General features: G+C 71.2%; 22 protein-coding genes and 2 tRNA genes. 9 read left to right on the top strand and 15 right to left on the bottom strand.

Translation table 11 applies throughout. The annotated features are described in order from the left end of the window. Nucleotides 1-142 precede the first annotated feature (142 nt). Nucleotides 143-1,708 (bottom strand): phytoene desaturase family protein, encoded by a 1,566-nt coding sequence (locus ACI379_RS16170; RefSeq protein WP_439793143.1) that lies wholly within the window; start codon nt 1,706-1,708, stop codon nt 143-145. Between the two features lie 157 nt (nt 1,709-1,865). Between ACI379_RS16170 and ACI379_RS16175 the strand changes: the two genes are divergently transcribed. Next, on the top strand, nt 1,866-2,726 hold the full coding sequence (locus tag ACI379_RS16175) for a universal stress protein (RefSeq protein ID WP_439793145.1): 861 nt from the start codon (nt 1,866-1,868) through the stop codon (nt 2,724-2,726). A gap of 162 nt (nt 2,727-2,888) precedes the next feature. Here ACI379_RS16175 and ACI379_RS16180 read toward each other — a convergent pair. Both ACI379_RS16180 and orn read right to left on the bottom strand, forming a co-directional pair. Then, nucleotides 2,889-2,964: transfer RNA gene (locus ACI379_RS16180), tRNA-His, on the bottom strand. An 81-nt stretch (nt 2,965-3,045) separates the two neighbouring features. Further along, nucleotides 3,046-3,675: an oligoribonuclease gene (gene orn / locus ACI379_RS16185; RefSeq protein ID WP_439793147.1), complete on the bottom strand. Its 630-nt coding sequence runs from the start codon at nt 3,673-3,675 to the stop codon at nt 3,046-3,048. Between the two features lie 65 nt (nt 3,676-3,740). Here orn and ACI379_RS16190 point away from each other — a divergent pair, with 65 nt between their 5' ends. The 3 genes from ACI379_RS16190 (at nt 3,741) to ACI379_RS16200 (ending at nt 6,151) form a co-directional block, all read left to right on the top strand. Then, nucleotides 3,741-4,214, top strand: a complete 474-nt coding sequence (locus tag ACI379_RS16190; protein ID WP_439793149.1) for a DoxX family protein — start codon at nt 3,741-3,743, stop codon at nt 4,212-4,214. Continuing rightward, nucleotides 4,214-4,999, top strand: a complete 786-nt coding sequence (locus ACI379_RS16195; protein ID WP_439793151.1) for a DsbA family protein — start codon at nt 4,214-4,216, stop codon at nt 4,997-4,999. Before ACI379_RS16190 ends, ACI379_RS16195 begins: the two co-directional genes overlap by 1 nt. Before the next feature lie 129 nt (nt 5,000-5,128). Next, on the top strand, nt 5,129-6,151 hold the full coding sequence (locus ACI379_RS16200; protein WP_439793153.1) for an adenosine deaminase: 1,023 nt from the start codon (nt 5,129-5,131) through the stop codon (nt 6,149-6,151). 70 nt (nt 6,152-6,221) lie between these two features. Here ACI379_RS16200 and ACI379_RS16205 read toward each other — a convergent pair whose 3' ends face one another. After that, nucleotides 6,222-7,058 carry a thioesterase family protein gene (locus tag ACI379_RS16205; protein ID WP_439793154.1) on the bottom strand — a complete coding sequence of 279 codons (837 nt, stop codon included), beginning with the start codon at nt 7,056-7,058 and terminating at the stop codon, nt 6,222-6,224. A 200-nt stretch (nt 7,059-7,258) separates the two neighbouring features. On the opposite strand from ACI379_RS16205, the gene ACI379_RS16210 reads away from it, so the two are divergent. Then, the gene (locus tag ACI379_RS16210; protein WP_439793155.1) at nt 7,259-7,627 is read left to right on the top strand and encodes a helix-turn-helix domain-containing protein; all 369 of its coding nucleotides are present in this window, start codon (nt 7,259-7,261) and stop codon (nt 7,625-7,627) included. Nucleotides 7,628-7,714: 87 nt separating this feature from the next. Here ACI379_RS16210 and ACI379_RS16215 read toward each other — a convergent pair whose 3' ends face one another. The 3 genes from ACI379_RS16215 to ACI379_RS16225 all read right to left on the bottom strand — a co-directional run bounded on the left by ACI379_RS16215 (nt 7,715) and on the right by ACI379_RS16225 (nt 9,200). After that, entirely contained in the window at nt 7,715-7,915 is a 201-nt protein-coding gene (locus tag ACI379_RS16215) for a hypothetical protein (protein ID WP_439793156.1), read from the bottom strand. Next, a complete protein-coding gene (locus tag ACI379_RS16220) occupies nt 7,912-8,844 on the bottom strand; it encodes a hypothetical protein (RefSeq protein ID WP_439793157.1) in 933 nt (310 codons plus the stop codon). Before ACI379_RS16220 ends, ACI379_RS16215 begins: the two co-directional genes overlap by 4 nt. Before the next feature lie 137 nt (nt 8,845-8,981). Then, nucleotides 8,982-9,200, bottom strand: coding sequence for a helix-turn-helix domain-containing protein (locus ACI379_RS16225; RefSeq protein WP_439793158.1), 219 nt, complete (start codon nt 9,198-9,200; stop codon nt 8,982-8,984). Between the two features lie 185 nt (nt 9,201-9,385). Between ACI379_RS16225 and ACI379_RS16230 the strand changes: the two genes are divergently transcribed. Further along, entirely contained in the window at nt 9,386-9,823 is a 438-nt protein-coding gene (locus tag ACI379_RS16230; protein WP_439793160.1) for a hypothetical protein, read from the top strand. A 46-nt stretch (nt 9,824-9,869) separates the two neighbouring features. On the opposite strand, the gene ACI379_RS16235 is transcribed toward ACI379_RS16230, so the two are convergent. Together ACI379_RS16235 and ACI379_RS16240 are read right to left on the bottom strand one after the other, a co-directional pair. Beyond that, nucleotides 9,870-9,946: transfer RNA gene (locus tag ACI379_RS16235), tRNA-Arg, on the bottom strand. Between the two features lie 133 nt (nt 9,947-10,079). Next, on the bottom strand, nt 10,080-10,646 hold the full coding sequence (locus ACI379_RS16240; RefSeq protein WP_439793161.1) for a hypothetical protein: 567 nt from the start codon (nt 10,644-10,646) through the stop codon (nt 10,080-10,082). 103 nt (nt 10,647-10,749) lie between these two features. Here ACI379_RS16240 and ACI379_RS16245 point away from each other — a divergent pair, with 103 nt between their 5' ends. After that, nucleotides 10,750-11,478, top strand: a complete 729-nt coding sequence (locus ACI379_RS16245) for a hypothetical protein (RefSeq protein WP_439793163.1) — start codon at nt 10,750-10,752, stop codon at nt 11,476-11,478. Here ACI379_RS16245 and ACI379_RS16250 read toward each other — a convergent pair. The 6 genes from ACI379_RS16250 to ACI379_RS16275 all read right to left on the bottom strand — a co-directional run bounded on the left by ACI379_RS16250 (nt 11,471) and on the right by ACI379_RS16275 (nt 18,010). Further along, nucleotides 11,471-12,328, bottom strand: a complete 858-nt coding sequence (locus ACI379_RS16250; protein ID WP_439793164.1) for a hypothetical protein — start codon at nt 12,326-12,328, stop codon at nt 11,471-11,473. The two genes, ACI379_RS16245 and ACI379_RS16250, sit on opposite strands and share 8 nt — an antisense overlap. Nucleotides 12,329-12,481: 153 nt before the next feature. Next, nucleotides 12,482-12,943: a hypothetical protein gene (locus ACI379_RS16255; RefSeq protein WP_439793165.1), complete on the bottom strand. Its 462-nt coding sequence runs from the start codon at nt 12,941-12,943 to the stop codon at nt 12,482-12,484. Between the two features lie 30 nt (nt 12,944-12,973). Then, nucleotides 12,974-14,278, bottom strand: coding sequence for a uracil-xanthine permease family protein (locus ACI379_RS16260; protein ID WP_439793166.1), 1,305 nt, complete (start codon nt 14,276-14,278; stop codon nt 12,974-12,976). Between the two features lie 139 nt (nt 14,279-14,417). Beyond that, on the bottom strand, nt 14,418-15,083 hold the full coding sequence (locus tag ACI379_RS16265; RefSeq protein ID WP_439793167.1) for an enoyl-CoA hydratase-related protein: 666 nt from the start codon (nt 15,081-15,083) through the stop codon (nt 14,418-14,420). Nucleotides 15,084-15,380: 297 nt separating this feature from the next. Beyond that, nucleotides 15,381-16,538 carry a methyltransferase domain-containing protein gene (locus tag ACI379_RS16270; protein WP_439793168.1) on the bottom strand — a complete coding sequence of 386 codons (1,158 nt, stop codon included), beginning with the start codon at nt 16,536-16,538 and terminating at the stop codon, nt 15,381-15,383. A 2-nt stretch (nt 16,539-16,540) separates the two neighbouring features. Then, the gene (locus tag ACI379_RS16275) at nt 16,541-18,010 is read right to left on the bottom strand and encodes an aminopeptidase P family protein (protein WP_439793169.1); all 1,470 of its coding nucleotides are present in this window, start codon (nt 18,008-18,010) and stop codon (nt 16,541-16,543) included. A 55-nt stretch (nt 18,011-18,065) separates the two neighbouring features. Here ACI379_RS16275 and ACI379_RS16280 point away from each other — a divergent pair, with 55 nt between their 5' ends. Together ACI379_RS16280 and ACI379_RS16285 are read left to right on the top strand one after the other, a co-directional pair. Beyond that, nucleotides 18,066-19,184, top strand: a complete 1,119-nt coding sequence (locus tag ACI379_RS16280; RefSeq protein WP_439793170.1) for a PrsW family intramembrane metalloprotease — start codon at nt 18,066-18,068, stop codon at nt 19,182-19,184. Beyond that, on the top strand, nt 19,181-20,813 hold a 1,633-nt coding region (locus tag ACI379_RS16285; RefSeq protein WP_439793171.1), incomplete at its 3' end, for an ABC transporter. The genes ACI379_RS16280 and ACI379_RS16285, both read left to right, overlap by 4 nt.

Here is a 20,813-nt window from a genome sequence, read left to right on the forward strand (position 1 = left end):
AACCCCGAACCCGCTGATTAAGAGTCAGCTGCTCTGCCAATTGAGCTAATGGCGCCCGGTGAAGCGAGGTAAACATTAGCAGCGGGGTGGTGAGACGCGAAATCGGGGGGTGCCTCTGGCGCCACCGGGCGTACGAGTCCGCTCAGACCTCAGTCAGGACGGCCTGCGCGGCGTTGTGCCCGCCCAGCCCGGAGACCGCTCCACCGCGTACGGCGCCGGACCCGCAGACGAGTACGCGCGGGTGGTCGGTGGCCACGCCCCAGGCCTGGGCAGGGGTCTCTGCGGGGGCCTCGTCGCACAGCCAGGGCCAGGCGAGGTCGCCGTGGAAGATGTGGCCGCCGGGCATCGCCAGGTCCCGCTCGATGTCCTGGGGCACCTTCGCCTCCAGGCACGGCCGCCCCGCAGCGTCGCGGGCCAGACAGTCCTCGATCGGCTCGGCGAGGTGCTCGTTGAGCGAGGCCAGCGCGCGCTGCAGCGCGCGCTCCTTGGCGGCCGGGTCGGACTCGAAAAGCGCCGCCGGGGCGTGCAGCCCGAAGTAGGTCAGCGTGTGCGCCTTCCCGGCCAGCTCGCCGAGGATCGAGTCGTCGGTCAGCGAGTGGCAGTACACCTCGCCCGGCAGCTGCGACGGCACCTGCCCGCCGGCGGCCTCGGCGTACGCGCGCTCCAGCTGCGAGTAGTCCTCCGACAGGTGCAGGGTGCCGGCGAACGCCACCGACGGGTCGGCGCCCGACCGCAGGCGCGGCAGCCGGTCCAGCAGCAGGTTGACCTTGAGCTGAGCACCCTGCGGCTTGTCGCCCGCGACGCGGTCCACGCCGAGCAGTCCGTCCAGCACCCACGGAGCGACGTTGGACAGCACCCGGCCCGCGGTCACCGCGTGCGTGCCCGACCCGTCGCGCCACTCGACCTCCACGCCGTCGGGGCCGGGGCGTACGGCGGTGACCTCGGCGCCTCCCCGCAGGTCGGCGCCGGCAGCCGCCGCCGCGGACGCCAGCCCACGGGTGACCGCGCCCATGCCGCCCACGGGCACCCGCCACTCGCCGGTTCCGTTGCCGATCAGGTGGTACAGGAAGCACCGGTTCTGGATCAGCGACTCCTCGTGCAGCGACGCGAACGTCCCGATGAGGGCGTCGGTGGCGACCACGCCGCGCACCGTGTCGTCGGCGAAGCGCCGCTCAACCGCCTCACCCAGGGGCCGCTCGACCACGTCCCGCCACACGCCCGTGTCCACGCGCGCGGAGAGCTCGGAGGCGCGGGGGAGAGGGGCCATCAGCGTCGGGGCGACGACCCCCGCCAGGCCGGCCACCTCGTCGTAGAACCGCACCCAGGCCTCGTACTCGTCGTCGCTGCCCGTGAGCGCCCTGAATGATTCGCGCGTCGCCGGGCCTTCCGGCCGCTCCACGAGCAGACCGCCGTGCCGCCCGTCGCGCACGTACGGCGTGAAGGAGGCCGTCGAGCGGGAGGCGAGCCGTACGTCGAGGTCGAGGTCGGCCATCAGCTGCTCCGGCATCAGGCTGACCAGGTACGAGTAGCGCGACAGCCGCGCCGGCAGCCCCTCGAACGGCGTCACCGAGACGGCGGCCCCGCCGAACTCCTGAAGCCTCTCCAGCACCAGCACCGACAGGCCCGAGCGGGCCAGGTACGCGGCCGCCACCAACCCGTTGTGCCCGCCGCCGACGACCACCACGTCACACGAGTTCTGCACGCTCATCGGGCCACCGTAGACCAGCGCGGGGACCGTCCGGGGGCGTCGGGACGAACGGGACCAAAGTCGGGGCACAACGTCCCTTTCATCGGCCGGCGGAGCGAGGCAGGGTGGAGGTGGGAGCCCCGAGCGGGAGCTCCGTGAAGTGGAAGGACTGAGGAACATGAACACCACCCGTCCCCGCGTCGTCGTCGCCATCGGCCACGAGCCCGCGGACAGCGCCCTCGCGTTCGCAGTGGGGGAGGCTCAGCGGCTGGATGGCGTGCTCCACATCGTCCACGTCGAGCGGATCGTCGTCGGCGGGCCCGACGCGATGGTGCTGTCGCAGCTCGACATCGAGCGCATCGGCCGCCAGAACGTCGAGGACGCGGTCGCCCGCGTCAAGGAGATGGCCCCGGACCTCGAGGTCGAGGTCGAGGTCTTCATCGGCGGCGTCATCCCGACCGTCGTCGACGTCTCCGAGGGGGCCGCACTGGTTGTCCTCGAGCACCGCGCCCTCCCTCGCTGGGAGCGGCTCATCACCCGATCGGTCGCCAGCGGCGTCGCCGCCAAGTCGACCTCACCGGCGATCTCCGTCCCGGAGGGCTGGACGCCCACCGAGGGGCCGGCCATCGTCACCGTCGGTGTCGACGTGCCCGAGCGCAGCGCCGCCGTGATCCGTGCCGCCGCCGACCAGGCGAGGAAGTACGGCGCCACCCTCCGCGTCATCCACGCGTGGAACCTGCCGCCGAGCTACGAGGGCATGGTGACCGCGGAGGAGTCCGTACGGTGGGCTGAGCGTTCCGCGGACGAGGTCCGCGAGGCGGTCGCGGCCGTCCCTGAGACCGCCGGCCTGGACGTCGAGGTGGAGGTGCGCCACGGGCGTCCCGCCGACGAGCTCCTGCAGGCCGCGAAGTCCTCCGCGTTGATGGTGCTCGGCCGTCACGACTCCCTCATCCCGTTCGGCTCGCACCTCGGCCCTGTCGTCCGCGCGGTCCTGCGCGACGCCAGCGCCCCCGTGCTGGTCGTCGATCCTCGCGGCTGACCCGAGCAGCGCGTTCGACGACCACAGGAGGCCCCCGGCGCGAGCCGGGGGCCTTCGCCCCCAACGTCCGAGACCCGAGAGGACCCGTGCTGGTCACATGCTCCGTCCATCAGGTCCCGGCAACGCAGAAGGCCCCCGGCAAGAGCCAGGGGCCTTCTGTACTGGGGTGAGTGACGGGGCTCGAACCCGCGACAACCGCGACCACAACGCGGTGCTCTACCAGCTGAGCTACACCCACCATCGCTGCCGGGCCGCGAGGACCCGGGAGACGCTGAGAAGCATAGGGCACGGACCGCGCCCGTGCGGAATTGGGGGTCCCTCAGGCCTCGGTGGTGTTCTCCGTGAGGCCCGTGAGGGCGCCGGCGTGCCGCGCGGAGATCTCCTTGGCGGTCGCGCTGTCCGGTCCGGGCTGCGGCACGAAGACGGCGTCGCGGTAGTAGCGGAGCTCCTCGATGGACTCCTGGATGTCGGCCAGCGCCCGGTGGTTGCCCTTCTTGGCCGGCGAGGCGAAGTAGGCGCGCGGGTACCAGTGGCGCGACAGCTCCTTGATGGAGGAGACGTCGACGATGCGGTAGTGCAGGAACGCGTCCAGGGCGGCCATGTCGCGGGCGATGAACGCCCCGTCGGTGCCCACGGAGTTGCCGGCCAGCGGCGGCCGCGAACCCTCCGGGCAGTGCTCGCGGATGTACGCCAGCACCTGCTCCTCGGCGTCGGCGAGGGTGGTGCCGTTGTCCAGCTCGGCCAGCAGGCCGGACGTCTCGTGCATGGTGCGGACGAAGTCGTCCATCTGCTCCAGCGCCTCGGCCGGAGGCTTGATGATCACGTCGACGCCGTCGCCCAGGACGTTGAGCTCGAAGTCAGTGACGAGGGCCGCCACCTCGATGAGGGCGTCCGCCCCGAGGTCGAGGCCGGTCATCTCACAGTCGATCCACACCAGTCTTTCGTTCACGGGCGTCCACACTACCCACCCCCGTGCTCAGGTCCCGTTCAGGCACGGCCTCTAGGCTCCGTGGCATGAAGGACTGGATCGGCCTGGTGGCGCGCCTGGTCACCGGCGGGGTGTGGCTGGTGGCGGGTGCCCTCAAGCTCCCCGACCCCGAGTCGAGCGTGCGCGCGGTGCGTGCGTACGAGCTGCTTCCCGAGGCGGTCGTTCCCGCTGTCGGGTACGGCCTGCCGGTCGTGGAGGTCATCGTGGGCCTCTGCCTCCTGCTCGGGCTGTGGACCCGTCCGATGGCCGTGGTGTCGTCGCTGCTGTTCGTCGCCTTCATCATCGGCATCTCCGCCGCCTGGGCGCGCGGCCTGCAGATCGACTGCGGCTGCTTCGGCGGGGGCGGGTACGACGCCGACGCCACCTCCAAGTACCCCTGGGAGATCGCCCGGGACGTGGGCCTGCTCGCCCTGTCGCTGTGGCTGGTCGTACGGCCACGGTCCCGCTTCGCCCTCGACTCCCGTCTGTTTCCCCACCCCACTGCTCGAGAGGACCACTGATGAGCAACCACAGGCCCGCGAAGAAGCAGCCGCTGAGCGCGGCCCAGCGCGCCGAGGCACAGGCCAAGCAGGCCGCCAAGGCCGACCGGCGCGCCGCCCGCAAGGAGGAGGAGCGTCTCGCCCAGGAGGCCGCTGCGAAGAAGTCGCGCAACCGGACCCTGGTCGCGATGGTCGCCGGCGTGGCCGTGGTCGCCCTGGTCATCTGGGGCTTCATGAAGCTCACCGACGACGGGCCCGTGAACGACCCCAAGGGTGCCGACGGCTTCTCGGTCGTCGTCGGTGACGCCGATGCCCCGATGACGGTCACGATCTACGAGGACCTGCAGTGCCCCGCGTGCGCCAACCTCGAGAACGCGATCGGTGAGTCGGTCAACGAGGCCATCGAGGCCGGCCGGATCAAGGTCGAGTACCGCATCGTCTCGTTCCTGGACCACGCGTCGGGCAACGACTACTCCTCGCGCGCGGGCAACATCCTGCTGGCCGTCCAGCACACGGCCGGCACGGACGCGTTCAAGAGCCTGCACGACACCCTCTTCGCCAACCAGCCGCAGGAGGGCACCGACGGGCCCGAGGATGACGAGCTGATCGCCAAGGCCGTGGAGGCCGGTGCTGTGGAGGACGAGGTCCGTCCGCTGCAGGAGAACATGGAGTTCAAGGGCTGGCTCGCGGCCGCCACGGACCAGTGGTCCAAGGACGGCTTCAACAGCACGCCCACCGTGCTGGTCGACGGTGAGCAGCTCGAGAACCCGGCGTCCGAGCTGCCGGCACTGATCGCCGCGCAGTGACACCACGGGCGCAGCGGGCCTGACGGCCTGACGACTGCCTCGCGACGGCCCCGCGGAGTGATCCGGGGGGCCGTCGTCGTATCCGTCGCGGTTTGCCCGGAACGGTGGGGCTGGTGGCACGATCGAGCCATGAGCATGTCGTCGTTCGTCGCGGGCCTGCCGAAGGCCGAGCTGCACGTCCACCACGTCGGGTCGGCGTCGCTGCGGATCGTCTCCGAGCTGGCCGCCCGCCATCCCGGTGTCGTCCCCAGCGACCCGGCCGAGCTGCGCCGCTTCTTCGAGTTCACCGACTTCGCCCACTTCATCGAGGTGTACCTGTCGGTGGTCGACCTGGTCCGTACGCCCGAGGACGTCCGGATGTTGACCTACGAGGTGGCCCGCGAGATGGCGGAGGGGCAGAACCTCCGGTACGCGGAGCTGACCTGCACGCCGTACACGTCGGTGATCCGCGGGATCGCGATCGAGGGGTACACCGAGGCGATCGAGGACGCCCGCGTCGCCGCGGAGCGCGACTTCGGTCTGGTGATGCGCTGGATCTACGACATCCCCGGCGAGTCGGGGCAGGAGGCGGCTGACGCGACCCTGTCGTACGCGCTCGAGCACCGTCCCGAGGCACTGGTCGGCTTCGGGTTGGGCGGTCCCGAGATCGGCGTGCCGCGTCCCCAGTTCGAGCGGCACTTCGCCGCGGCGCGCGCCGCCGGGTTGCGCTCGGTGCCGCACGCCGGTGAGACCACGGGACCGCAGACCGTGTGGGACGCAGTGAAGCTGCTCGGTGCGGAGCGGATCGGCCACGGCTGCACCGCAGCGCAGGACCCGGAGCTGCTGAGGTTCCTGGCCGACGAGGGCGTGGTCCTCGAGGTGTGTCCGACGTCGAACATCGCCACCCGGGCGGTCGACACCCTGGCCGACCACCCGCTGCAGACGTTCGTGGACGCGGGCGTGCGCGTCACGGTCAACTCGGACGACCCGCCGATGTTCGGCACGTCGCTCAACAACGACTACGAGGTCGCGGCCGGCCTGCTCGACCTCGACGAGGCGGGCACGGCGGAGCTGGCGCGCGAGGGCGTGCGGCACTCCTTCGCCCCTGTCGAGGTCAAGGAGCGCATCCTGGGCGAGATCGACGCGTACGTCGCCTCACCCGCCGCTGGCTGAGCCCCCTCGGAGCACGTCTCGACAAGCTCGACGACCGGGCCTCCGCTGGTTGAGCCTGTCGAAACCAGGCTCAGACGTCGACGGACGCCCGCGCCTCGCCGCCGAGGTCGCGGCGCGTCATGTCGACGGTCCGCTTGGCGTTGGCGAGGCAGGTGACGGTGCTCGTCCCGATGATGCCCTCGCGGTCGAACATGGTGGCCGTACCGACGGCGATGCCGTCGTGGGCGGTCCACTCGACGGCGCGCAGGCCCACCTCCTGGGTGCGCGGGAGGCGGCTGAGGCTGAGGCTGATGTCGGTGTTGATCCACTCGACGCCCTTGTCGCTCCAGTTGACGACGAGGCTGGTGGAGTCGGCGACGGCCGCGGCGGACTGGAACGGGGTGTGCAGCTCGCCGACGACGATCGGGACGCCGAACTGGAACGTGGAGTGTCGGCCCGCGTTCGCGTGGTCCCCGAAGTCCTGGGACCACTCCTTGGCGGAGGAGAACCAGGGGATGTTGGGGCCGGTGAGCGGCCCGCCCGTGGCCTCCAGCGGCGGGGGAGTGGGGATGTCCTCGTTCGCCCAGGTGCGCCCCTCGGGGTTCTGGGTCTCCTTCAACCAGAGCGCGGTGGCGCGGGCCTTGGTCTCGCCGGCCTGGACGAACCGGACCTCGACGAGAGCGATGCGCGGTCCCTCACGCAGGACCTCCACCTCCGTCGTCGCGGTCTCGAACAGGCCGGGACGGAACAGGTCCACCGTCCATCGCGCCGGGCGCAGATCGTCGCGGGTGAAGGCGCGCTCCATGGCGCGCGCCATGGCTCCGCTGACGGCAACGCCATGGATCTGGTCGGGCGACCATGCGCTCCTCGCCACCGGGGTGGGGGTCAGGGTGTCGCCGTCGTCGCTGGTGAAGAATCCGAAGTCCACCTGGCCATTGTGGACCATCGTTGTAGAACGTGTTCCACAACGAGAGGACGGACGGCCGGGGCGTGGGGGATCGCTCCGGCCGTCCGCCGTACGTGGGACCGACTCATGGTCGATCGTGGTAGGTGCCCTCGTGGGCGCCCCGTGGAGCGCTCCTCGGGCTGTGCGGTGACACTGGTGCTCCGCACGGATATATTCGCGGTATGACGCCAGTTGCCAGGCCCGACGAGGGTCTCAACGCCGCGGTGGCCGCTGAGTTGCGTGCCGAGCGGGCTGCGAAGGACTTGACCACGAAGGAGCTGTCGGCCCTGGCTGGCATTCCGTACGCGTCGTTGCGCCGCTACCTCGGGGCCGAGCGGCACATCGACGTGGCCACGGTGGCGGCCCTGTGCGGGGCTTTGGGGCTGGAGGCCGGGGAGCTCGTCGCCCGAGCTTCGGACCGGCTGGAACGGGCGCGTCGTAGCGACGGGGACGACGTTCCCACGCTGGGACAGCGGCGCCGGCAGCGGTCGTACCCGATCCTCGACGACGAGGCGGCGCGCGACCCACACGCGGTCACCGACGACGAGTGACCTGCCTGTCGGTCTCCGCAACATCGCACGGGACGGGCCTCGCGCACAGGGGCGGCGCGAGGTCCCGTCCTGCGTTGAGCGTCCGGATCAGGACGGGCGCTGCGGAGCTTCCGAACTGTCCCGGGCCCCGCGTCGCACGAACCAGACCACGGCGAAGGCCGCAGCTGCGGCGACGGTGCCGACGACACCGTTGCGGACCACGTCGCCGGTCACGTCTCCTGCGCCGACGGTGAGGCCGATCCAGAAGAACGCCACCGACATCACCGCCATCCGGAGAAGCTCTCTCACCTGCATGTCTTCGCCTTCCACTTCCAGAGGGTTCCGGCTGCCCCGAGGAAGTGCAGTTCCATGCACTTCCCCTCGCGTGCTGCGCGGCGGAACGCCCGCTTGAGGGAGTCCGCGACCAGCGCGACCGTCGCAGCGCACGCTGCGATGCCTGCGGGATTTCCTGCGAGGGCACACAACCCTGTCACAAACACGTGCAGAGCGGTGCCGGCGCCTGCCATCGAGGCGAGGCGCCTGGTCTCCGACCGGGAGAACAACACGCACGTCGAGGTCCACGCGTCACACCGGTAGAACTCGGGATCCGCGACGACGGGATAGGTGGTGCCGGGGGTGGTGTGGTTGATCTCCTGAACGAGCGTGTTGCCGTCGAGGAGGAACTGGGTGGGGACAGGCTTGCCGGAGGCATCCACGGCCCACGGGGCGGGAAGCACTGCGGCCAGCTCCCCGTCCGGCCGCAGGATCTGGGCGCCCCCGTCGTCGGTCAGCTCGACGGTGGTGCCAGCCGGCGCGTCGACGGGGAAGCGGTAGCGGGTGGGGGCGCTGGAAGCCCCGACGGTGACCAGGAGCTGGCTGCCCGCTGGCGTCGGGTTGACCGCGACGGCGCTGTCGTGCGCCTCGTTGCGGTAGATGGTGACGCCGTTGACGACGACACCCGGCGAGGCGCTCTTCGCGTGCGGAATGCCGACGCGGAGAGTGTCGGTGCCGAGGGAGACGCCCGCCTGCGGGTCGAGCGGGGCGATGCTGAGGGCGTCGGCGGAGGATGCCGTCCGGGCCACCTTGTCGCCGGCGCCCTTCAGGGCGGCGGCAACCTGGGAGGCGGTGGGAGCGGAGTCGGAGACGGCGCTGACCCTCGCGGAAGAGGGGCCGTCGTCGGCCTGGGCGGGGAGACTGCCCAGGGACGGTGTCAGCAGGCATACGGCGAGCAACGTCACGACCCGAGATCTCGTGGCGGTTCTGTGCATGTGTCACGTCCTGTTTCGTTGGGATGGGTGAGTGGCCGTGGGGTACGGACGCTCGGTGTGGATGCTCAACGGCGTGGTTCTCCGTGGAGCAGGTGCCCACGGGCGGGTCACGCCGGGGGCAGCAGATGGGCCGTCGGAACGCGGAGGGCCTCAGCGATCCGGTCGATCTCGTTGAGGGTGAAAGGCGTCTCCCCGGAGAGTCGGCGGTCCATCGTGACGCGGGGGATCCCGGTCAGGAAGCAGAGGTGGTGCACGCTGTCGCCGGCCAGCATGAGCTGGCGGATGACGCGGTCGGCGACTTCCAGTGCTGCACCTCGTTGCTCCATATGGAGTATCAAAGGTGCCGTGCGGAGTGCTGTCAAGCGCCGTGTGGGCGATCTGGACCACTGGACGGAGACTGAAATGGTCTGAACGGAGCATTGTTGGACCATCTCCCTCCGTGCCCCTGGCACTCTGAGCAGATGGCACGGCTGGAACTGAACTGTCAGTCCGGCTCGGTACGTTCGCGGCCATGACGGGAGAGATGAACCCGTGGCGTCGGTTGCGCGCCTTGACGGGGTGGACGCTGCAGTGGCACGACCCGTCCGTGGACGTGCGCATGGGGGTCACCCGGCACAGCGTCCGCACGATCAGTCTGCGTTCCGACCTCACGTACGAGCAGCGCCGCTGCACGGTCCTTCACGAGTGCCTGCACGCCGAGCACGGCCCGGTGCTGCGCGTCTACCGCGAGCGGCACGAGGTCGACGTGCGACGCCGTACGGCGCGCATCATGCTGCCCGACGTCGACCGGATCGCGGACGCGCTGACCTGGACCATGTCGGCAGCCGAGGCGGCGGAGGTGCTCCAGGTGGACGCCGGAGTCCTGCGTGACCGGTTGCGGTGGCTCGAGCCCTCCGAGCGTCGCCGGATTGCCGGGAGGATGGGGACGGACCACCGCGGGGCGGCGTGAACGTGAGCAGGTGCCCCACGTCTGCCCACGCACGGGTCGTGTCCGGTGGCGCCCCCGGCAGGATTCGAACCTGCGACCGGCGGATTAGAAGGCCGCTGCTCTATCCAGCTGAGCTACGGAGGCTTGAGGCCATGGCCGGTCGTGATGGGCGCCCGGACGCTTCCCGAGTCGCTCATCGCCTCCCGGTCGATGATCCGGGCGGGAGTCTAGCCCGAACTGTGCCGCTGAACTGCACCATCCGGGAGAGGCCCCGGGCCTACGGAGTGGGCACGACCCCGACCGCCATCCCGATCAGCACGCCCACCACGCACACCGCGAGGAGCACGGGGACCGCGAGCGCGGCGTACAGGCCGATCCTCTCCGGCGTGCTCCGGCGCACCTCGAGTCCGAGCTGCTGACCGACGAGCACGACGAGGTCGCGGCCCTCTTCGGCGTTGAAGGTGAACGGGGCCAGACGTCCGACGGTGCCGTCGTCGAGCTCGGTCCAGATGTTGGTGTGGCCCAGCGGGATGGTGCGGCCCTTGGTGACGGAGCCGCCGGCGCTGAGTCTGGGCCGGCCGCGGTCCCAGTGCACCTCCTGGACCACCTGCTCGACCGTGTACGTCGGCGGAGCAGCGGTGACCCGCTGGGTGATCGAGCGGCGCAGCCCACCGCGCGACGCCTCATCGACCCACTGCCCGTCGAGGTCCAGGTGCAGGTCGAAGCCTTGCGCGGTGCGGGTCACGGTGTACGGCGTGCCCACGCAGGCCGCGCGCACTCGCGCGACGAACTCCTCGACGACGTCCACGCCCCACTCCTTCGTCCCGGCAACGTTGCGCCCCATGTGCCCGGGGAGCAGCCTCCCAAACCGGGAGTCGCCGACACGCGTGGGTCCACGGGACGTGCACCCGGCGGCCCGGGCCACGGCCGTTCCTAGGATGCCCCTCATGCCGCTTCCGCCGACGCACCCGTACACGGGTCGCGACAAGCGCGGTGACGTGGCGTTCCACGTCATCCTCGCCGTGCTGGGCGGCGCGGCCGCGTTGTGGGGGATGGCCACGGTGCCGGCCGAGCAGCTCTGGCTCCGGGCGCTGATCGGCAACGGCGTGTGGGGCGTGGTCCTGTCGGTCGGCTTGGTGGCCGCGATGGTCGACAAGGACCACCTGCCCCCGGTCCGCAGGACCGTCGTCGACGGCCAGCCCGCGCACGTCCTGCGCACCTGGGACCAGAAGTGGTGGCACACCTGCGGCTTCGACCTCGGGCTGCTGTGCACCGGGATCGTCATGGTCGTGGCCGGGCTCGCCGTCGGTGGCAAGGAGGGCACGGCGGCGCTCGTCCTGGCCCCCGTCGGCCTGTGGTTCCACGTCCGGTTCGTCCTCGTCGCACTCGGTCGCCGGCGACGTCAGGCGTTGTGGGTGACCCCGGACGCAGTCGTCCTCGACACGGCAAACGGGCGGGCCAGGGCTCCGCTCCACGCGCTGGTCGACGTACGCCTCGACGACGTCGGCCGGGTCGTCCTCGACGCCCCCGGGGCAGTGGAGTGGCAGCCGACCCCGAGGGTGTGGCGCGAGCGGGCCGTGCCGGTGGACGGCGACGCCCTCACCTTCGACCCGACGCTCACCGCGCACAGCGCGGCCGACCTCGTGGTGTGGCTGAGGGCCCGAATCCTCACCTGATCGGTACGGTCCGCCTCACCGCGGCCGTGCGGAACGAACCGGTGTACGCCACCGTGATCTCCTTCATGCCGCGGCGGAACGGTACGCGCAGCACCCTCTCCAGAGGGGCCCGCACGGCACCGACCGAGGTCAACCGCTCGCCGCCGGACAGGATGCGGACCCGTCCCTTCGGATGATTCACCGACGGCACGGTCAGCCGGAACCGCACCACCACCTCGGGTCCCACCCTGCGGGCAGAGGCGGTGAGCGAGGAGCGCCCGCGCACCAACCTGAGCGCGTGCCGCAGATCGACGACACGACTCGTCCCGAACGTCGCCGTCGAGCGCAGCCACACCCTCTTGGCCGCGTGCGGGTGGAGGGGGCGGAAGGCAGGCCCGGATGTGACGACGCGTGCGCTCTCCAGCTGGTGCCCCACGAGCCACTCGTGCACGACTGAGTCGGGCTTTGTCACGTGCGTGCCGGGTACGACTCGCAGCTCCTCGCCCACGATCCCGGTGCCAGTCACGTCGGCGAACCGCAGCAGGCGGAACGCGCGGGCCTGCAGCCACACGTCGGCGTACCCGCGGTCGTACCCGTCCTTGTAGGCGTACAACCTGACCTTCCCGTACGCCAGGTCGGCGACGCCGTCGGAGGGTAGCGAAACCGAGTTGGACGTCCCATCGACGATGGCGCTGGAGACGTGGCCGTCGGTCAAACTGAGGCTGACCTCCACGTGGTCGGGAACCTCGGACCACTCGGGCAGCCCGACCAGGAAGGGTTTGCCGACGACGTCGTTGAGGAGCGTGGGCTGGGTGGTCGGTACCAGAGCGGCCGCAGTGCTGCTGTGGGCCGGGGGCCCAGGGGCCGCCATTGCGGGCACGGGAAGCCACACGAGGCCAAGGCACGCCAGGACGGCGACGACCCAGGTCGTGAGGCGACGTACTGGTGACACGGGAACCTCCAGCGGGGACCGATCGGCGGCAACGGTGGCTGCATCGTACGCCCGGCGGCCGACCCGACGCGCTCAGTCGGCGGACCGGCGCCGTCGGAGCTGCCGCACCCACCAGACCGTGGGGGAGAGGGTCAGCGCCAGGAGCACCACCAGCACCCATCCCTGACGGCACTTCTGCCCCGTCCGGTCGAGTGGGATGACGTCGCCGACCGGGATCACCCGCACCGGAACCTGCGAACCGATCGACCGGTCGCTGTTCCGCCACGCGATGCGGCCGACCTTGTACTGGTGGCCGCCAGCCAGGTGGATCCGGTAGGCCCCGTTGTCGCGCCGGGTGTTGGCGTCGACCGGTTCGACGCGGACGACCTCGAGCGTCTCGTCGTGGCCGATCCTCCAGCCGACGGAGTCCGCCCACGCGGCGAAGAAGCCGCCGAAGGTCAGCATCAGGACCGGGATGAGCATCAGCAGGCAGCTGCCGATGAGCGTGAGCTCGAGGTCGCGCTCGTCGGTCGCCGCACCGCCCGGACCCTCCACGGCCCGGACGGCGTGGCGTCGATGGGCGACTCAGGCGGCTGCTTCGTCACGGCCCGGCCCGCGCACCTTCTCGAGGGCGGACATGCCGTGGAAGAGCACGAGCGCGGCGGCCGTACCCAGGGCGATGCCGCCCAGGGCGACGTCGCCGAAGACGAGCACGTCGGTACCCATGCCCATCGCCACGATCAGGGCGACAGCGACCGGGTACAGGTTCTTCTGCTGACCGAAGTCGACCTTGTTGTCGATCCACATGCGCACGCCGATCAGCCCGATGATGCCGTACAGGGCGAGCGTGACGCCGCCGATGACGCCCCACGGGATCGTGTAGAGGATCTGGCCGAACTTGGGGGACATCGACAGCAGGATCGCGATGATGCCCGCCACCCAGTAGGCGGCGGTCGAGAAGACGCGGGTCGCCGTCATGACGCCGATGTTCTCACCGTACGTCGTGGTCGCCGAGCCGCCGCCCAGGCCGGCGAGGACCGTTGCGGCCCCGTCCGCGAAGAGCGTGCGTCCGGTCAGCTCGTTGATGGAGTCGTCCTCGACGAGGTGGGCGACGGAGCGGACGTGGCCGACGTTCTCGGCGACCAGCACGAAGACGACCGGCAGGAACATCGGCAGTACGGCCCAGTCGATCGACGGCGCGTGGAACTGCGGCAGGCCGAACCAGGCGGCCCGCTCGACCTTGCTGAAGTCGACCAGTCCCATGGCCAGCGCGACGACGTACCCGACGACGAAGCCCAGCAGGACCGCGATGCGCCCGACCATGCCGCGGAAGACCGCGGCGATCAGGCACACCGCCACCACGGTGACGGTCGCGAGCAGCACGCTGTCGTAGCTGACCTCGGCGCGGTTGCCGCCGACCACGTTGCTCCACGCCGCCTGGGCGAGGTTGAAGCCGATCAGCGCGACGATGGCGCCCATCACCGCGGGCGGCATCAGGACGTGGATCCACCCGGTGCCGACCGCGTTGACCAGCAGACCGACCAGGGCGAGAAGGAAGCCCGTGGCCACGATGCCGAACAGGGCCGAGCCGATGCCCGGTCCCGCCATGGCCGCTCCGACGGGACCGAGGAAGGCGAACGAGGAGCCGAGGTAGCTGGGCACCCGGTTGCGGGTGATCAGCAGGAAGAGCAGCGTGCCGACACCCGAGAACAGCAGCGTGGTGCTCGGCGGGAACGTCGTCAGGATCGGCACCAGGAAGGTGGCACCGAACATCGCGATGACGTGCTGGGCCCCGAAGCCGATCGTCTTCGGCCAGCTCAGGCGCTCGGTGGGACGGACGATGGCGTCCGGGGCGACGGTACGACCGTCGCCGTGCGTGGTCCAAGGCACGGGGCAACTCCTGCGGAGGGACGGGGTCGGCGCCTCGTTGCGGCGCCGACCGGCTGAAATCCTCCCGACCTTAGCGAGCCCTCGCGTGCCCCGCGGAGGTGCCCGTCCACCGCCGGCGCACGAGGGCCGGCGGCGCCGCCTACAGGGCCGTACCGGGGGCCAGCGCGGCGACCGCCGTCGCGAACATGCGCTGCTTGATCGTCGACAGCGTCGGCCGGTGCTTGCCGGCCAGGCCGGCCACCCGCTGGGAGGCCACCGTGACCAGGTCCTGCTCCGAGGCGACGGCGTCCACGACTCCGCGGGCCAGGGCCTCGGCGGCACCGAGGCGGGCCCCGGTCGTCATCGTCGCCACCTGCGCCTGGGGGGTGAGCTTGGCCTGCAGCAGCGCGTTCATGCCCTCGGTGAAGGGGATCTGGATGTCGGCCTCGGGGAGGCAGAAGAAGCCGCGGTCCTCACGCATCACCCGGAAGTCGTGCGCCATCGCAAGCATCGCGCCGCCGCCGAAGGCGTGCCCGTTGACAGCGGCGACGGTGGCCACCGGCAGGGTCAGCAGCTTGCTGTACATCGCGTGGATGCGCTCCACGTACTCGGCGAGCTTGTCGCCGTTGGCGCCGAGCCACTCCAGGTCGAGGCCGTTGGAGTAGAACTTGCCAGTGCCGACGGTCACCAGCGCCGCCGCCTCGTCACTCGTCGCGATCTCGTCGAGCAGCCCGTCCATCGTGTCGAGGAACTCGGGGGAGAAGCGGTTCTCGCCGTCGTCGAGCGTGATCGTCCAGATCGCGCCGTCCTTGGTCAGTGCAGGCATGGGGGCTCCTCGCGGAAATCAGTGGCTACTCATGGGTAACCATAGGCGATGGGGCATGCCGGGCGAGGGGAACGCCCCGCGCGCGGGCGTCGGGTCCGGTACGCGGCGTCCACCCGCGGTGGGGTACTCCTGAAGCGGGTCGCCGGACGGATCTCCGCCGAGGGTCTCGTGCGGCTCACTGCCGGCGGACGGGTGGAGACGCCCGCCGCCCCGCCCCCTCGACCGGGAACGGTCGCCCCACGGGCTCGCTTTCTCATTCCTATCAAATTCGTCATGCGGGAGTCATCGGTCTCCCGGTCATGGGTCGCGCTGCAACAAGGTGATGACCTCGTAGTGGCTGGTGTGCGGGAACATGTCGAGGACCCGCGCTTCGACCGGGCGCCAGGACGGCATCGCCGCCAGGTCCTTGGCGAGCGAGACCGCGTTGCAGGAGGAGTAGACGACGTACGAGGCGGAGGAGCCCTCCAGCCAGCCTGCCAGCTCGGGGCCGATCCCGCGTCGCGGTGGGTTGACCACGACCAGGTCGGGAGCAGCGCCGGCGCGACCGTCGAGGACGTACGCCGTCGCGTCCGCCGCCTCGAAACGCACTCCCTCGAGCCCGAGCTCACCCGCGGAACGCCGCGCCGAGTCGATGGCCCCCTCACTCACCTCGACACCGAGCACGTCGCGCCCCGGCCCGGCCAGGTGCAGCGCGAACCCGCCGACCCCGCAGTACAGGTCCCACACCGTACGGACCGCGCCCGGCGAGCCGTCCGGCCCGTCGGTGACGAGCCCGTCCACCCAGGTCCTGGCCTGGTCGTAGAGCCCCGCCGCGATGAACGTGTTGGTCTGGAAGAACGCCTGCGGCCCCAGGTGCAGCGTCACGCCCGTGGACAGGGCCATCGGCAGCGACGACTGCTCGGTGAGGACGACCTCGCGCTCACCCTCGAGCACGGCCTTGTGGTCGGGCTGGACGTTGAGGGTGACCACGCGCAGCTCGGGCAGCGCGTCGAGCAGCCACGCCAGGTGCTTGCGCACCCGCGCCTCCAGGGCCGTGGACCGCATCACCAGACGCAACAGCAGCTCGCCGGAGGGGGAGGCGGTCAGCAGCACGTGCTTGAGCTCGCCGGTGCGTGTGGACACGTCGTACGGCGTAAGCCCCGCCCGCGCAATGAGGGCCGCCACCGTCTCCAGGGCTGCGACCAGCCCCGCCTCGTGCAGGGCGCAGTCGCGCAGGTCGACCCCGCGCCACTGCCCGTCCAAGATCCCCAGGGTCGGGTGCTCGGCCGAGCCGCCGACGGCCATCTTGGCCTTGTTCCGGAACCCGGCGTCGGGACCGCTGAGCGTCGGCAGCCACACGGGCGAGCTGACCAACGAGGCTGCGTGCGCCTCCTTGTCGGCCAGCTGCCGCACGCGCGGCACCTCCAGCAGGGTGCAGGAGCGGCAGGTCCCCGCCGTGAAGTGGTGGCAGTCCATCCTCAGCCGCGCAGGCGACCCATCCACTCCTCGACGTCGGCCGAGGAGCGGGGGAGCGAGGCGGACAGGTTGTCCGAGCCGGACGCGGTGACCACGATGTCGTCCTCGATCCGGATCCCCACGCCGCGGAACTCCTCGGGCACCAGCAGGTCGTCCTCCTGGAAGTAGAGCCCGGGCTCGACGGTGAGCACCATGCCCTCGGCCAGGTCACCCCGCGGGTACGCCTCCAACGCGGCGTTGGCGCAGTCGTGCACGTCCATGCCGAGCATGTGGCTGGTGCCGTGCAGCGTCCAGCGGGCGTACACCTTGGACTCCGGGTCGAGCGCCTCCTCCGCGGAGACCGGCAGCAGCCCGAGGTCGGACAGGCCGTGCGCGAGCACGGTCATCGCGGCGTTGTGGACGTCCTGGAAGGGCACGCCGGGACGGATCACGTCGATGCCGGCCTGCTGCGCGGCGTGCACGAGGTCGTACAGGGTGCGCTGGGCGTCGGTGAAGGTGCCGTCGATCGGCAGCGTGCGGGTCACGTCGGCGGTGTAGAGGTTGTTGCCCTCCACCCCCATGTCGAGCAGCGCGAGCTCGCCCGGGGTGATCGGCCCGGTGTTCTCGATCCAGTGCAGCGTGGTGGCGTGCTTGCCGCCGCCGACGATCGAGTCGTACCCGATGTCGTTGCCCATGGCGCGGGCGCGGCGGAAGAAGGTGCCCTCGATCCACCGCTCGCCGAACTCCAGGACGCGGTCCCACTCGCGCACGGAGTCCTCGAACCCCAGTGCGGTGATGTCGCAGGCCTCGCGCAGCTCGGCCAGCTCCCACTCGTCCTTGACCAGACGCATCTCGGAGGCGACGCGGGCCAGCTCGGCGTCGCGCTCGGAGTCCGGTGCGACCAGGGCGTCGATGCTGGCGGAGATCCCGCGGTGCACGCGGGTCTTGGGGCCGGTGGCGAGGCGGTCGGCGAGCTCGTCGACGTGGCGCACCTCGATGCCCAGGGAGTCGGAGATCTCGCGCAGCGACGGACGACGCCCGGCCCACAGCTCGCCGTACTGGCGGTCCCGGAAGAACTCGTCGGTGTCGCGGCTCGAGCGGGGGCGCGCGTACAGGACGTGCTCGCCGTCCTCGACGACCAGGACCGCGTCGGAGGTCTGGTTGCCGGAGAAGTACGTGTGCGCGGTGTCGGAGCGGAACCGGTAGTCGGTGTCGTTGGAGCGCACCTTGTACGTGCCGGCGGGCAGCACGAGACGCTCGCCGGGGAACGCCTCGGCCAGCCGCGCGCGGCGCTGGGCCGCCCACGCGGTCACGGGGTGCGCGGGCAGCTCGAGCTCCCGGTCGCCCCAGCCAGTGCGCATGAAGGCCGCGTACGCGGCGGGCACGGCAGGGTCGTGCGACTCGGTCTTGAGCTCCTGGGCCGGCACGGCAGTGTCCGCGGCGGGGGAGTCGGTGGTCTGGCCCGGTGTCACGTCGGAGAGGTTCTCGCTCACCCGTCCACCATACGTCGCGGGCCTCCACGCGCGCGCCTCCGTTAGGCTGCCGCCCATGCAAGGACGTCGGCGGGACAGTGCTGTCTTCACGGTCATCGTCGCAGTGCTCGTGCTGCTCGGTGCCGTGGTGATGGCCATCGTCTTCGCCCTCACCGGCGCACCGACCAGCCTGGCCATCGGGGTCCTCCTCGCGGCGGTCCCCGTCGGCCCCCTCATCGGCTGCTACATGTGGCTCGACCGGTACGAGCCCGAACCGCGTTCCCTGCTGGTCGCGGGGCTGCTGTGGGGCGCGTTCGCCTCGACGGCTGCAGCCCTCGTCCTCGGGACCGTCGGCGCCTTCATCGGGGTCAGTGACACCGCCAGCACCGTGTGGGGGGCGCCGCTCACCGAGGAGGCCGGCAAGGGCCTCTTCCTGCTGATGCTGCTGTGGTGGCGCCGTCACGAGCTCGACGGGATCCTGGACGGCATCGTGTACGCGGGCATGGTCGGCATCGGCTTCGCCTTCACCGAGAACATCCTCTACCTCGCCGCCTCCCACATGGGCGCCGAGGACCTGGGGCTCACGGGCGCCCAGGCCCTCACCGGGACGTTCGTGGTCAGGATCCTGGCCTCCCCGTTCGCGCACCCGCTGTTCACCGCCTTCACGGGTATCGGGATCGGCCTGGCCATCACGCGACGCAACCGGCTGGTCCAGTGGGGTGCCCCCATCGCCGGGTACGTGCTGGCCGTCCTGTCCCACGCGGCGTGGAACGGCGCCGCGGTCCGCGACTTCGGCACGTTCGTGCTGACGTACGTGCTGGTGATGTTCCCCGTGTTCGTCACCATCGTCGCGTTCGCCGTCTACCGCCGCACCCGCGAACGCCGGCTGCTCGCGGAGGCGTTGGCCGACGCCGCCACCCGCGGCCTCATCCCGGCCAGTGACATCCCCTGGCTGGTCGACCTGGCTGCCCGCCGCCGCGCCCGTGCCTGGGCGAGGCAGAGCGGCGGCGACAACCACGTCAAGGCCATGCGTGAGTACCAGCGGGTGGCCGTCGAGCTCGGCTTCCTGCACCACCGCTACCTGCGTGGCACCGCCCCCGAGGACTACGCGGTCCGGGGCCAGGAACACCTCGGCGCACTCCAGCTCATCCGCCCGTACATCTCCTTCCCCGGACAGGTGGTCCCGACCCGATGAACTCCACGCCCGAGGTGCCGAGTCCCGCCTCCACGAAGATGCTGACCGCGCTGGTCCAGCTGCGGGGCGCCCTGCGCGACGTCAAGCTCCCGCTGGAGCTGCCCGGCGTGGAGGAGCAGCGCACCGCCCGCAGCGAGATGGTTGACCAGCTCGAGGACTACGTCATCCCGCGGTTGATGACCATCGACGCCCCGATGCTTGCCGTGGTCGGCGGGTCCACCGGAGCCGGGAAGTCGACGCTGGTCAACACCCTCGTCGGCACCCCGGTCACCCAGCCCGGCGTGCTCCGTCCCACGACCCGCTCGCCAGTCCTGGTGCACAACCCCGCGGACGCGAAGTGGTTCGGCCAGGACCGCCTGCTGCCCGAGCTCGAGCGGGTGAGCACCTCGACGAACGACCCCGACGCGCTCCAGCTGGTGGCCAACGACAGCATCCCGGTCGGCCTGGCCATCCTGGACGCGCCCGACATCGACTCGGTCGAGGAGCGCAACCGCACGCTCGCTGCCCAGCTGCTGGCCGCAGCCGACCTGTGGCTGTTCGTGACCTCCGCGGCCCGGTACGCCGACCAGGTGCCCTGGGACTTCCTGCGCAGCGCCGCCGAACGCTCGGCCGCGGTCGCTATCGTGCTCGATCGCACCGCACCGGAGGCGATCGAGCAGGTCTCGACCCACCTGGCCCGCATGCTGGCCAGCCGGGGTCTGAAGGACTCGCCGCTGTTCACGGTCGTCGAGAGCGTCCCGGACGAGCAGGGCCTGCTGCCCGCCGACTCGGTGTTCGAGATCCGCAGCTGGCTGCACGCGCTCGCCGCCGACGCGGAGGCTCGCGCGCAGGTGGTCAAGCAGACCCTCAACGGCGCCGTGCGGACCTTGGCCCGGCGTACCCACCCGGTCGCCGACGCGGCCCTGGAGCAGGTGGCCGCGGCCGAGCGCCTGCGCACCGACGTGGACAAGGCCTACGACCAGGCGCTCTCCTCGGTCACCGAGGCCCTCGTCGACGGCACGCTGCTGCGTGGCGAGGTGCTGGTGCGCTGGCAGGAGTTCGTCGGCACCGGAGAGCTGCTGAAGTCGCTGGAGACCAAGGTCGGCTGGCTGCGTGACCGTGTGGTCAACGCGCTCAAGGGCAAGCCCCAGCAGGCCGAGCGCGTCACCGTCGCGGTGGAGTCCGGACTGGAGAGCCTGCTCATGGAGCGGGCCGAGGCCGCCGCCGAGCGGGCCGAGGCGTCCTGGCAGAGCACCGCGGCCGGGCAGGCGCTGCTCGGTGACGCCGGGCAGGACCTCGGGCGGGCCTCGCGCGACTTCCGCCGCCGGGCCGAGCGTGCGGTGCGTGACTGGCAGCACGAGGTGCTGGAGATGGTGCGCACGGAGGGGGCGGACAAGCGCAGCACCGCCCGCTTCCTGGCGTTCGGTGTCAACGGCCTGTCGGTCAGCCTGATGATCGTCGTGTTCGCCCACACCGGGGGGCTGGTGGGAGCCGAGGCCGGCATCGCCGCGGGCTCCGCCGTGCTCGGGCAGAAGCTGCTGGAGGCAGTCTTCGGCGACCAGGCCGTACGCACCCTGGTGAAGCGCGCCAAGGAGGGCCTCGAGGCGCAGGTGGCGTCGCTCTTCGAGACCGAGCGCGCCCGCTACGTGG

Origin of the sequence: Nocardioides sp. (assembly GCF_051876515.1) — a bacterium.
Taxonomy (GTDB): Bacteria; Actinomycetota; Actinomycetes; order Propionibacteriales; family Nocardioidaceae; genus Nocardioides.